The 12,934-nt window shown below is 63.5% G+C and carries 11 protein-coding genes; 8 read left to right on the top strand and 3 right to left on the bottom strand.

Going from position 1 to position 12,934, the window contains the following annotated elements; translation table 11 throughout:
• Positions 1-33 precede the first annotated feature (33 nt).
• The 3 genes from BBX50_RS08225 to BBX50_RS08215 all read left to right on the top strand — a co-directional run bounded on the left by BBX50_RS08225 (position 34) and on the right by BBX50_RS08215 (position 1,828).
• Positions 34-423 (top strand): acyl-CoA thioesterase, encoded by a 390-nt coding sequence (locus tag BBX50_RS08225; RefSeq protein WP_065774834.1) that lies wholly within the window; start codon positions 34-36, stop codon positions 421-423.
• Between the two features lie 11 nt (positions 424-434).
• Complete coding sequence (locus BBX50_RS08220) at positions 435-1,025, top strand: hypothetical protein (protein WP_065774833.1); 591 nt, start codon at positions 435-437, stop codon at positions 1,023-1,025.
• 158 nt (positions 1,026-1,183) lie between these two features.
• On the top strand, positions 1,184-1,828 hold the full coding sequence (locus BBX50_RS08215; RefSeq protein ID WP_065774832.1) for a TerC family protein: 645 nt from the start codon (positions 1,184-1,186) through the stop codon (positions 1,826-1,828).
• 97 nt (positions 1,829-1,925) lie between these two features.
• Here the strand turns inward: BBX50_RS08215 and BBX50_RS08210 are convergent, their stop codons facing one another.
• On the bottom strand, positions 1,926-2,279 hold the full coding sequence (locus BBX50_RS08210) for a DMT family protein (protein ID WP_065774831.1): 354 nt from the start codon (positions 2,277-2,279) through the stop codon (positions 1,926-1,928).
• Positions 2,280-2,751: 472 nt separating this feature from the next.
• On the opposite strand from BBX50_RS08210, the gene BBX50_RS08205 reads away from it, so the two are divergent.
• Positions 2,752-3,195 carry a TIGR02594 family protein gene (locus tag BBX50_RS08205; protein WP_065774830.1) on the top strand — a complete coding sequence of 148 codons (444 nt, stop codon included), beginning with the start codon at positions 2,752-2,754 and terminating at the stop codon, positions 3,193-3,195.
• Positions 3,196-3,277: 82 nt separating this feature from the next.
• Here the strand turns inward: BBX50_RS08205 and BBX50_RS08200 are convergent, their stop codons facing one another.
• A complete protein-coding gene (locus tag BBX50_RS08200; protein ID WP_065774829.1) occupies positions 3,278-3,793 on the bottom strand; it encodes a GNAT family N-acetyltransferase in 516 nt (171 codons plus the stop codon).
• Positions 3,794-3,904: 111 nt separating this feature from the next.
• On the opposite strand from BBX50_RS08200, the gene BBX50_RS08195 reads away from it, so the two are divergent.
• From BBX50_RS08195 to BBX50_RS08185, 3 genes are all read left to right on the top strand, one after another.
• Positions 3,905-4,393 carry a GNAT family N-acetyltransferase gene (locus BBX50_RS08195; protein WP_065774828.1) on the top strand — a complete coding sequence of 163 codons (489 nt, stop codon included), beginning with the start codon at positions 3,905-3,907 and terminating at the stop codon, positions 4,391-4,393.
• A gap of 188 nt (positions 4,394-4,581) precedes the next feature.
• Positions 4,582-6,336: an adenylate/guanylate cyclase domain-containing protein gene (locus BBX50_RS08190; RefSeq protein WP_065774827.1), complete on the top strand. Its 1,755-nt coding sequence runs from the start codon at positions 4,582-4,584 to the stop codon at positions 6,334-6,336.
• A 6-nt stretch (positions 6,337-6,342) separates the two neighbouring features.
• A complete protein-coding gene (locus BBX50_RS08185; protein WP_065774826.1) occupies positions 6,343-8,514 on the top strand; it encodes an adenylate/guanylate cyclase domain-containing protein in 2,172 nt (723 codons plus the stop codon).
• 129 nt (positions 8,515-8,643) lie between these two features.
• Here the strand turns inward: BBX50_RS08185 and BBX50_RS08180 are convergent, their stop codons facing one another.
• Complete coding sequence (locus BBX50_RS08180; RefSeq protein ID WP_065774825.1) at positions 8,644-9,603, bottom strand: FecR domain-containing protein; 960 nt, start codon at positions 9,601-9,603, stop codon at positions 8,644-8,646.
• Between the two features lie 339 nt (positions 9,604-9,942).
• Between BBX50_RS08180 and uvrB the strand changes: the two genes are divergently transcribed.
• Complete coding sequence (gene uvrB, locus BBX50_RS08175) at positions 9,943-12,924, top strand: excinuclease ABC subunit UvrB (RefSeq protein WP_065774824.1); 2,982 nt, start codon at positions 9,943-9,945, stop codon at positions 12,922-12,924.
• Positions 12,925-12,934 lie beyond the last annotated feature (10 nt).

The following is a 12,934-nucleotide window of genomic DNA, read 5'->3' as shown; positions in this document are numbered from 1 at the left end:
TTACACCTTTCATCGAACAGGGAGACAGGTGGCATGACCTCACAGACCAAACCGACCGGCGAGCTGACCTTGCGCACGCTCGCCATGCCCGGCGACGCCAACGCGGCCGGCGATATCTTCGGCGGCTGGGTGATGGCACAGATGGACCTTTCCTGCGGCATCCGCGCCGCCGAGCGCGCCCGCGGCCGCGTGGTGACCGCGGCGGTCAAGGAAATGGCCTTTGCGCTTCCTGTGAAGATCGGCGACACGCTCTGCATCTATACCGATGTCGTCAAGGTCGGCCGCACCTCGATGACCCTCAAGGTCGAAGCCTGGGCGCAACGCTATCTGTCACATCTCATGGAGAAGGTCACGGACGCGATCTTCGTCATGGTCGCGCTCGACGAGAACGGCAAGCCGAAGCCGGTGCCGGCAGAGGAATAGGAGCGGCGCAGATGGAGCCTGTCCAGACCGACCCGGAAATCTTCTCGCATATCCGCGTCGTCATGGGCATGGTCATCAGCTTGAGCCTGGCGCGGCTCTTGAGCGGACTGGCACTCTTCGTCCAGCACCCGGGCAAGACGCGCGTCTACTGGATCCACCTCGGCTGGGTCCTGTTCATGTTCGTCTTCCTCGTGCACTTCTGGTGGTGGGAGTACCACCTGCATGCGTTGGCCGTGATCGATGTCAGCGTCTACCTCTTCGTCATCCTCTATTGCTGCGTCTTCTTCTTTCTTTGCGTGCTGCTGTTTCCAACCACGCTCGACGACTACAGCGACTACGAGCACTATTTCATGTCGCGCCGCGCCTGGTTCTTCGGCTTCCTCGCACTGGCCTTTGCCGTCGATCTCGTCGACACCGCCTTGAAGGGCAAACAGTACTTTGCCTCCTACGGCCTTGAATATCCGGCCCGCAACGCAGCCTATATCCTGCTCTGCATCGTCGCCGCCTGGATAGCGAGCCGGCGCTTCCATGCAGCCTTCGTCGTCGTAGCCGTGCTTTACCAGTTGCTTTGGATGTACCGGGCCTTCGATCTCCTGGATTGAGGCCAACATGGATGCGCCGGCGCTCCAGGGATGCGCTCGCGCTCCAGTGCACCTGTTGAGGATTTCTGCCAAGCCGTCTTGATCCAGACGCGAGGCAATGCTTTATCCGTTAGTCATATCTGAATCTCGCATCGTGCAGGTCGGGGGACTGTTGCATCATGGAAATTTTTACCGCCACCGGTCTGGCAGCGCTTCTCCAAGTCATCGTCATTGACCTTGTTCTCGCCGGCGACAACGCCGTCGTTATCGGCCTGGCCGCTGCCGGGCTGCCGACCGAGCAGCGCAAGAAGGTCATCCTTGTCGGCATCATCGCAGCGACCGTCCTGCGCATCGCGCTTGCAAGCGTCACGGTCCAGCTCCTGGAAATCATCGGCCTGCTGCTCGCCGGCGGCATTCTGCTGCTCTGGGTCTGCTGGAAGATGTGGCGCGAAATTCGCGAGCAGCAGGCAGCGCACGCGGCAGGCGTTAGCGGAGAAGGCAGCGACGCGCCGAAGAAGACATTCATGCAGGCGGCGATCCAGATCGTCATCGCCGACATCTCGATGTCGCTCGACAACGTTCTCGCCGTTGCCGGCGCCGCCCGCGAACATCCGACGATCCTGGTTATCGGCCTGGCGCTTTCGATTGCCATGATGGGCGTGGCCGCCGGTTTCATCGCCCGGCTGCTCAACCGGTATCACTGGATCGCCTATGTCGGTCTCGCCATCATCCTCTATGTCTCGCTCGACATGATCTATCGCGGCGCCCTCGAAGTCTGGCCACATCTCGCACCGGCCGTCGCGGCCGTGGCCGCAGTGATCTAGCGTCGCGCCACCAACCAAGACACATGAAAAAGGCAGGGTTCCGCACCCTGCCTTTTTCGTTTTTGATCGGGGCGCTGCAACAGCGCGATGACCGTCGTCACCCCTTGAAGATGAAGGAAGCGCCGATGGCGATCAGCGCGAAGCCGACCAGATGGTTCCAGCCGATCGACTCCTTCAGCCAGAAGACGGAGAAGGCAGCGAAAACCAGAAGCGTGATCACTTCCTGCATCGTCTTCAATTGCGCTGCGGAATAGACCTCGTGACCGATGCGGTTGGCCGGCACCGCCAGGCAATATTCGAAGAAAGCGATGCCCCAGCTGGCGAAGATCGCCGTGTAGAGCGGCGATGACGTGTACTTCAGGTGCCCGTACCAGGCGAAGGTCATGAATACGTTGGAGATCAGGAGCAAAAGGATCGGCCAGAGATAGGCCGGATTGACGGTGAATGGCATGAGAAACCTCGGCGTGCGAATCGCGCTGAGACGATGCGCCACCGCCCTGCTGGCACGCAAGTACCCGTGCCACATCGCCATCCGCAGGCCCGTATCGACAGCTGGTTTCACGGTCCGCAATGGCGATTCGCCGCCGAACTGTCAGCGATTTCGGCGTTTCGCAATAGCTGCCCCAATATTTTACGGGTTTTGCCACAATTTTGCACCGGCGCATGAGCAATGTCGCTTCGCTGCCCGACGGGGCAGGCAGGGGAATACCACACTTCGAAACGGCAGTTGCCGTGAAGCTGGCTCCGCGTTTGCCGCGGTTCGCCGACGTGCCCGATGCGGCGTTTCAGGCGCCGGGCTCGCGCATGTCCGCTGATATCTCCCCACCCAACATTGAAAACAGTTGAGCAACCGGGTGCCATGCCGGCGATTGCCAGGCCGCCCCAACCGTTCGCACCAAGCAACTTGTCAAGGAGACCTGACCATGAAGGTCCTGGCGTTTCTTGCGGCTGCCTATGTCGCGCTGCTAACACCTGAATTCGCCGCTGCGGGCATGCTTGCCCAGGCGCAACAATACAAGGGCCTGCACGAGGTCAAGAACAACAAGACCCTTCGTGTAGCGCTCGGCATCAACCCGGCACGTACCCCCTGGTGCGGCCATTTCATGGGCATGGTTGCCCGCAAGGCCGGCCGCAGTCCCCCCCAGAGCTTCGGTATCGCCCGTTCCTGGCTGCGTTTCGGCGCACCCGTGAAGCTCTCCTATGCGCGACCCGGCGACGTCGTCGTCGTGCGCACGGGCCGCGGTTATCATGTCGGCATCCTGTCCATGCTGTCGAAATCGACGGCCCAGTTGATCGGCGGCAACCAGTCCGGCGGCGTCAGGCTCTCGCAGTTCGCACGCGGCCAGGTCGTCGCCATCAGGCGGTAGCGTGGCTTAAAACCGCGCCCGAACGCGTTTCTTCATCGCCGGTTTTCCGGATCGCCCGTTTCCGGATCGGTGACGCGCGCGCTCAAGACAGCGTCAGCCGCATGGCGCAGCGCCGCTCTGACGGAAGGCCGTGCGCCGCTTCATTGGCCAGAATCTGCATGAGACGCGTATCGAGTTCGCCCGCAGCAAGTGTCGCGAAACCGAGCTTACGATAGAAGAGCTCGTTCCAGGCAAGATCGCGGAACGTCGTCAGCGTCAGCGCCGCGAGCGACGTCGCACGCGCATGCGCGATCGCGGCCAGCATCAGGCTGCGCCCGAGGCCTTGCCCCTGATGTTCGCCGAGCACCGCAAGCTGCCAGATGTGCAGGGCATCGTCGGCAACCGCCGCGCAAAGGAAACCGATCGGCCGGTTGGACGCGTCGACCACAACGGCAGACAACCCCGTTCGCAGGAATTCGCGATGCGCCTCCTCCGATTGCACGTCATCATCCGCGATCCAGGCGAGTTCCGGTATCGTCCGGAACACTTCGCCGGAGGAACGCTCGATATCGGGCAGATGGGCGAGATCGTTTTCGTGGGCGGGTCGAATCAAAGGCATGGTAGCGCTTCCCTAGTCGGCGTGTCGGCGTCAAGCGATTATTCATAGCTGAGTCGAGGACGTCTGGATTCGACCCATATTCACCGTCGCACAAACTGCTAGAGTGATCTCATGTTCGCGACCAATCCGTACGAGTTTCGCAGAGCGACCCTGGATGATCTCGCTTTACTGAAGACGTGGCGGGCGAACCCGCATGTCCTGGAATGGTGGGGTTCTGGTGAGCCGTATGGTGAAGCAGAACTGGTTGATCCTCGGGTGGCTTGCTGGATCATTTCAATTAACGAACGGCCCTTTGCGTTCTTGCAGGACTACACGGTGCACGGATGGGAAGATCACCATTTTGCCGGTCTTCCCAAAGGGTCGCGGGGAATTGATCAATATATCGGAGACCCCGAAATGGTCGGCGTTGGACATGGTTCAGCGTTTATCGGTATGAGAATGCAGGCTCTATTCGATGAGGGCGCACCTGTGATCGCGACCGATCCGCATCCAGACAATGAACGGGCGATAGCCGTCTACAAGAAGTTGGGGTTCGAACCGTCCGGAGCACCTCAAGAGACCGGATGGGGCCTGATCTTGCCAATGCTGGCGAGGCGGTAAACAGAATGGATGCAACGGCAGCAAGGTCCGCTTTCCAGCCGCTCATGCATGTTTCTGCAATCGCCAGCCCTTCTTTAGCGCCTGCGCCTCTGATGGCCGTATTCCGGCAATTTAAGCTTCTCGACTTTTCTAATTTAAGTTACGCTTAATTTCCGTCTGACCAGATGCCGCGGGAGGGGCCCTCCCCCTTGGAACGGAAGCTCGCCGTGATCCTTGCTGCCGATGTCGCTGGCTATAGTCGCCTTGTCGCGGCCGACGAGGAAGGCGCGCTTGCAACGCTTGCCACCTATTGCGCGACAATCACCGGTCTCGTCAGCGAACATGGCGGCCGTATCTTCGGGTCGGCCGGAGACAGCCTGATCGCCGAATTCCAGAGCGCCGTGCAGGCGGTCCGTGCCGCGGTCGCAATCCAGCGAACCCTCCAGCGGCGAAACGCCGACCTCGCTCCGGAGCGGCGCATGGAGTTCCGCATCGGCCTCAACCTTGGCGATGTCGTGGTCGATGGCGGCAATCTGCTCGGCGATGGGGTCAACGTGGCAGCACGGTTGCAGCAGGTCGCGCGGCCTGCTGACATCTGCATCTCCGGTGCGCTGCACGACCAGATCGAAGGCAAGCTTGAATTCCCGATGCGGCGGCTCGGCGAGCAAGCCCTCAAGAACATCCCGCGCCCGGTAACGGTCCACCGCGTCGACTGGCACGAGGACCCCGTGGCCGCCGAGCTGCCCGGCGCACCGCTTGCCCTGCCCGACAAGCCGTCCATAGCCGTGCTGCCATTCGTCAACATGTCCGGTGATCCGGAACAGGACTACTTCGCCGATGGACTGACCGAGGACATCATCACCGCGCTGTCGCTCTACCGCTGGTTCTTCGTCATCGCCCGAAACTCGTCCTTCGCCTACAAGGGGCGCGCCGTGGACGTCAAACAGATCGGCCGCGATCTCGGCGTGCGTTACATCGTCGAGGGCAGCGTTCGCCGGTCCGGGTCGCGCGTGCGCGTTACCGGGCAGCTGATCGAGGCGGAAACCGGCATCCATCTGTGGGCCCAGCGCTACGATCGCGAATTCGCCGATATCTTCGCCATTCAGGACGAACTCACCCAGCATGTCGTCGCGGCGATCGAGCCGGAGATCCTCATCGGCGAGAACCGCCGCGCACTTTTGCGCGGCACCGACAATCTCGACGCCTATGAGTGCCACATGCGCGGCACGCTTCTGCACAATACCCAGGACTCGGCCGCGCATTTCAACGAGGCCATCGAGTGGCAACGGCGCGCGGTCGCCCTCGATCCTGATTTCGGCCGCGCCCATATGATGCTGGCCCGCTCGCTCTTCGCGCGCTGCTATTTCGGCTTCAGCGACGATATCGACCGCGACAGCACCGAGATGCAGGCAGAAGCCGCGCGCGCCGTCGTGCTCGAGGATCACGATCCCTATTGCCACTATGTGATGTGCCTCGCCAACTTCGCTGCCCAGCGGCCACATGCGGCGGTGGCTGAAGCGCAACAGGCGATCGATCTCAATCCAAACTTTGCCCTTGCGCACATGGCCCTCGGCTGGGCGCGCATCTATGTCGGTCGCTTCACGGAGGCGCTGGAGCCGCTGCACACGGCGCTTCGGCTGAGCCCGCACGACCCGCTGACCTATCTGTTTTTCAGCCGCATCGCGCTCGCTCACTACCATCTCGGCAACTATGACGAAGCGCTGCGCCACGCCGAACGGGCGCTGCTGCTGCGCCGCACCTACTTCAACCTGGTTGTGCTGATCGCCTGCCTCGGTCAGCTCAACCGTATCGATGAGGCCCGAAAATTTCTTCCGGAGGCGATCGCCAACGCGCCGAGCGACGTCGCACGCTACTGGCGGTTCTTCACCGCCTATGTCGATCCGGCCGACCACGCGCATGTCAACGACGGGCTCGTCAAGGCGGGCCTGCCCATCGTCCCGTAGGCCGCCATGACGCGTGCGCAACTGTTCGGCGTTATCATCGGAATGGTCGTGGTGGCGGCCTTCACATTCCTGCGCGCCAACGATCCGCAGATTCTGCGCCAGGCGCGCGACGTCACCTTCGACGAATATCAGCGGATCGCGCCGCGCCGCTTCGAACCGATGCCGGTGAAGATCGTCGATATCGACGAGGCGTCCCTGCGCGATCTCGGCCAATGGCCCTGGCCACGCGACCGGTTGGCGAAGCTGACCGAACGCCTGTCTGAGATGGGCGCGGCGGCGATCGCCTTCGACGTGCTCTTTGCCGAGCCGGACCGCCTGTCGCCGCGCACCGTCGTGCGCGATGTTCGTGGCGTTGATCCGTCCTTCATCGCGAGCCTTCCGGACAACGACGAAATCTTCGCCAAGGCGATCCTCGACCGGCCGGTCGTGCTCGGTTTCGGGCTCACCAACGAGGGCAGCTATCTGCCTACGGTCAAGGCGGGTTTCGCTCTGACGGGCGAAAGCGCCAGCGAAGCGCCACCGCGCCTGCATGCCGCCACCCCGCTGCGCCCCCAGCTTGAAGCCAATGCCGCCGGGCTCGGCCATATCAGCCTCAATCCCGGCTCGTCTTCTGCCGTCGTCCGTGCCGCGCCGCTGTTCTTGAGCGATGGCCAGCAATTCTATCCGAGCCTTGCGCTGGAGGCGCTGCGGGTCGCCCAGGGCGCCTCCACCTATGTGCTGGCCGCAGCACCGGATGTCGCCAACACGCTGACCGCCGTCAAGATCGGAGAGTTCGTCGTGCCGCTGACGGCATCCGGCGAGCTCTGGCTCTATGTCACGCCGGACACCACCGAACGCTACATTTCCGCCCGCCGCATCCTTGCCGACGACGAGCCGTCGCCGGATGTGCGCGCCGGCATCGAGGGCAGCATCGTCTTCATCGGCACGTCGGCGGCAGGATTGCAGGACGTTCGCACCACCGCGCTCGGGCAGAACGTTCCCGGCGTCTCGATCCACGCCCAGATCGTCGAGCAGATTCTTTCCGGCCGCTATCTCGCCCGCCCCGACTGGGCCGACGGCCTCGAAATTCTCTCGATCGCGCTCGCCGGCACGCTGCTCGTGCTGCTCACCACCTTCGTCAGTCCGATCGTGGCGCTCGTCTGCGGCCTTGCGGTTACCGTTCTGGCGCTCGTCGCCTCCTGGGTCGCCTTTTATTATGGCGGCCGGCTCTTCGACCCTTTGGCACCGATCCTTGCCGCGTCGATCACCCATTTCGCGGCCACCGCCTATCGCTTTCTGGTCAGTGACCGCGAACGGCGCGAGGTCCGTCAGGCCTTCGGCCGCTATCTGTCGCCCTCGCTGCTCTATCGCATCGAGCACACGCGCAATGCGCTGAGCCTTGGCGGCGACGATCGCGAGCTGACGGTCATGTTCGTCGATGTGCGCAGCTTCACCGAGATGAGCGAGCGCATGACGCCGACGGAGGTGGTCGCTTTCCTCAACACCCTGCTCGACGCGCTGAGCCGGCATGTGCTCGCCAATGAAGGCACGCTCGACAAGTTCATCGGCGATTCGATCATGGCGTTCTGGAATGCCCCCGTCGATGTCGCCAACCATCCGCAAAAGGCGGTTCGCGCTGCGCTCGGCATGCGCGAGACGCTTGCCCGGCTCAATGCCGACGACGCTTTCGGCTTCGGGGCCGGCCAGGAGGTGCGCATCGGCATCGGTATCCATACCGGGCTCGCCTGCGTCGGCAACATGGGCGCCGAGACACGCTTCAACTATTCGGCCGTCGGCGACACCGTGAACATCGCCGCGCGCATCGAGGCAGCCTGCAAGGAGGTCAATTTCGATATCCTCGTGTCCGAAGCCACCGCCCAGATGCTGCCGGACCATGCCATGCTGGATGCGGGAGCGCTTGGCCTCAAGGGGAAGACAACCCGAACCCGGCTCTTCGCCGTCGCCGGGGACGAAAAACTCGCCGCCTCGCCCGATTTCGCGGAACTGCGCCGCCTGCACGATCGGCTCGTCGAGGCCCTGCGCACGCGCACGCAGACCAGCCGCGGGATCGTCAATGCAGCAAAGCTGAAAGCGGCCACGCTGGCGCCGGTTCTTGCCGGTTTCTATGGCCGCATCACGCGCCGCTCCGAACACTTTGCCCAGACAACGGAAGAAAGCACCAAGCGTCCCGCCGAATGAGATTGAAGACAGGCGCGCGCCGGCAGCGTCCGCAACCGCATGCTTTCGACTCAAGGATACAGATGTTGCTGTAGTGTTCTGATTTCGCGTTCTTTTCACGCGCGAAAAGAAGCACGTTTTGCCACGCCATCAATCGTGGCTTTGACCGTCGGCCTGGCCCTGGTTCTGCTGCGCCCCTTGGTCCTGATCCGCTTGATCGCCGTCACCAGACTGTTGCGGCCCCGGGTCCGCAGGCCCTTCCTCGCTCGGTCCCGGATCACCAGGTGTTTCCTCGCTCGGCCCGGGGTCCTGCGGCTTTTCCTCGACCCTCGGCGGCGGGTCCTCCTCACGCGGTTTTTCTTCAACCTTCGGCGGCGGCTTCTCTTCGACAACGGGGGCCGGTTTCTCCGGCAGGGCGTTGTCGGTGCCGTCGAATTGCGCCGCCCTCAGTCCGCAGCCGGTCCCTGCCCAGCCCAGCGCTCCGGTCAGTCGTTGCCCACCGGAGAGGAAAGGCAGAGCCTGCGCATTGCCAAGCGCCTTGAGTGTCGTCCGGCTGACCCGCTCCGGGTCGGTGACCCTGCCTCCGGGCTTGGCCACGACGCAGTCGCAGCGTTGCGTCAGCTGCCGGCAGCCGCCGGGGCCGCAGAAGTCCGCCGCACCGCTGAGCAGCACCACGGCGGTGGTGCCGTCACGCCCGACATAAAAGTCGAACGCGGTGCCCCGCACGCCGATCGTGCCAGCCGGGGTAACGATCTCGTAAGCAGAATGGCCGGATTTGCCGCTGATCCAGCGGAACGTGCCCTTGGCCGCCATGATGGTGAGTTTCTTCACCGACTTCTTGCCGTCATAGACGAACTTGTCGATGACGACGGACGAGCCCCAGCCGACCGCAAGCTTGGTGCCGTCCTCGAAAACGAACTGACCGAGACCGGACTTCGACGTCGATATCCGTTCGTCGCGATATACAGGGTCCTTGACCGCGATCGGACCGCGCGCGCCACTGACCGACGTGCGAATCTGAACCGCCTGGCCGACGGGTTCGGCGGCCATGGTCGGACTGAACGTCGCGGCGCAAAACGCGATGAGTGCGGCACCACGCAAGCAGAACATGGCACGCCTCCAAAGCAGTATTGTTATCACGTTGCAGGGATTTGTGTCTCTTCGCCCAATCGGGGTAACGTAACGGCAGATTCGCAACCGTAAGAGTTATGCTGGCGGGCAAAACCAACCTGCTGTGGTTGAACGACGGCGATCGTGGGCCAAGCGGCGACGCCACGTCAGCTTGCGCACTGCCGCTGCCGGTCGTTCCGCGTCAGCGTGTCGGCAAATTCGGCGCGGCGCCCCTGCCGTCTCGCCTGCAAAAGCTGGCGCCGAAGCGCTGAGGAATGTTGCCATTTTGTACTCACGCGCCCCTTTTCTTTCGCCGGGACTCTCGCCATATTCCCCGCCATGACCAAAGCTCCGAAAAATGCCCCGCCGAAGCCCTCCACGCCGTCCGGTTTCGAAGAAGCGCCGCAGGCGCCGCTCTCCGGCACGCCGCTTTCCGGCAATGTCTCCGACTGGGTGAAGCAACTCGAGGCCGACGCGGAAGCCTCCGCTTTCGAAACCCAACGCGAGATCGCTTCGAAGGCCGGCAAGCATCGCAAGACGGTGGAGATCGCTGCCTCCAAGGCGGCGCGCAAGGCCGCGGGCGCCGATGACGAGGCGCAGCCGAAGAAGGCGGGCAAGAAGGGCAAGGTCGAGATCGTCGGCAGCAAGTCCGCCCGGGGCACCTCGATGGGCGGCTCGACCGACCCGAAGACGCGCGCCGCCGCCGGTCTCAACCCGGTCGCCGGCCTTGATGTCTCGCTGGAGGACGCCGCCAAGCTGACTTCCACGTCGGGCGTCACTGCCACGGTGGAAGCGCTGTCGGCGCTGATCGAGAGCGGCAATCCGCTGTTCAAGGACGGCAAGCTCTGGACCCCGCACCGGCCTGCCCGGCCGCCGAAATCCGAAGGCGGCGTCGAAATCCGCATGGCGTCGGACTACCAGCCGGCCGGCGACCAGCCGACGGCGATCGCCGATCTGGTCGAGGGACTGAATTCCGGCGAGCGCAGCCAGGTGCTGCTCGGCGTCACCGGCTCGGGCAAGACCTTCACCATGGCCAAGGTGATCGAGGCGACGCAGCGTCCTGCCGTCATCCTCGCACCCAACAAGACGCTCGCCGCCCAGCTCTATTCCGAGTTCAAGAACTTCTTCCCCGACAATGCGGTCGAGTACTTCGTCTCCTACTACGACTATTACCAGCCGGAAGCCTATGTGCCGCGCTCGGATACCTTCATCGAGAAGGAATCGTCGATCAACGAGCAGATCGACCGCATGCGCCACTCGGCCACCCGCTCGCTGCTGGAGCGCGATGACTGCATCATCGTCGCCTCGGTCTCCTGCATCTACGGTATCGGCTCGGTCGAGACCTATACCGCCATGACCTTCCAGATGAATGTCGGCGACCGGCTCGACCAGCGGCAGCTGCTCGCCGACCTGGTGGCGCAGCAGTACAAGCGCCGCGACATGGATTTCCAGCGCGGCTCTTTTCGCGTGCGCGGTGATACGATCGAGATCTTCCCGGCTCACCTGGAAGACGCCGCCTGGCGCATCTCGATGTTCGGCGACGAGATCGACGCCATCACCGAGTTCGATCCGCTGACCGGCCAGAAGACCGGCGACCTGAAGTCGGTGAAGATCTACGCCAACTCGCACTATGTCACCCCGCGCCCGACGCTGAACGGCGCGATCAAGGCGATCAAGGAAGAGCTGACCCATCGCCTCGCCGAACTGGAAAAGGGCGGCCGCCTGCTGGAGGCGCAGCGGTTGGAGCAGCGCACCCGCTACGACATCGAGATGCTGGAAGCGACCGGCTCCTGCGCCGGCATCGAGAACTATTCGCGCTACCTCACCGGCCGCAATCCCGGCGAGCCGCCGCCGACGCTGTTCGAATATATCCCCGACAACGCGCTGCTGTTCATCGACGAGAGCCACGTCTCCGTCAGCCAGATCGGCGGCATGTATCGCGGCGACTTCCGCCGCAAGGCGACGCTCGCTGAATACGGCTTCCGCCTGCCCTCCTGCATGGACAACCGCCCGCTGCGCTTCGAGGAATGGGACGCGATGCGCCCGGACACCATCGCCGTTTCGGCAACGCCCGGCAGCTGGGAACTGGAACAGTCCGGCGGCGTCTTTGCCGAACAGGTCATCCGCCCGACCGGCCTGATCGACCCGCCGGTCGAAGTGCGCTCGGCCAAGACCCAGGTCGACGACGTCTTGGGCGAAATCCGCGAGACGGCCGCCGCCGGCTACCGCACGCTCGTCACCGTGCTCACCAAGCGCATGGCCGAAGACCTCACCGAATACCTGCACGAACAGGGCATTCGCGTGCGCTACATGCATTCCGACATCGATACGCTGGAGCGCATCGAGATCATCCGCGACCTGCGCCTCGGCGCTTTCGACGTGCTCGTCGGCATCAACCTGCTGCGCGAAGGTCTCGACATTCCCGAATGCGGCTTCGTCGCCATTCTCGATGCCGACAAGGAAGGTTTCCTGCGCTCCGAGACGTCGCTGGTGCAGACCATCGGCCGCGCCGCCCGCAACGTCGACGGCAAGGTCATCCTCTATGCCGACCAGATCACCGGCTCCATGCAGCGCGCCATGGACGAGACCAGCCGCCGCCGCGAAAAGCAGATGGCCTATAACGAGGCCAACGGCATCACCCCGGAATCGGTGAAGGCAAAAATCTCCGACATTCTCGACAGCGTCTACGAGAAGGACCACGTGCGCGCCGACATATCAGGCGTCGCCGGCAAGGGTTTCGCCGACGGCGGCCACCTCGTCGGCAACAACCTGCAGGCACACCTCAACGCGCTGGAAAAACAGATGCGCGACGCCGCCGCCGACCTCGACTTCGAAAAGGCCGCCCGCCTGCGCGACGAGATCAAGCGCCTCAAAGCCGCCGAACTCGCCGCCATGGACGACCCGATGGCAAGGGAAGAGGCCCGAAGCGCCGAAGGCGCGAAAAACTCAGGAAAGTCAATGGAAGGTGGCAAGCGCTCCGGCAAGGGTGCGCCCAGCGCAATCTCCCCCCCTGTGGGGGAGATGTCCGGCAGGACAGAGGGGGGTGCGCCCTCCTCCTCCGAAGGCTACTTCCAGAAACTCCACCTCGACGACATGGGCCGCGACGTCGCCACTCCCGCCGGCTCAGACAAATCCCTGTTCCGCCGGAACACCCTCGACGAAATGACTGTCGGCCGCACCGAAAAACCGGTCACCGGTCATGTGCCGGAGAAGCCGATCCTCACCCGAGCCAAGCCGGGCGCCGGATCCTATGAGGACCCGGCAGACGAGAAGCGGCAGAAGGGGCGGACCAAGGGGAAGACGGGGCGGCCGGGGCGGTGAAACTAGCCAC

The organism is Ensifer sp. LC11 (assembly GCF_001695835.1).
In the GTDB taxonomy this organism is placed as follows: domain Bacteria; phylum Pseudomonadota; class Alphaproteobacteria; order Rhizobiales; family Rhizobiaceae; genus Ensifer.
This window is presented reverse-complemented; position numbering and strand designations above follow the sequence as displayed.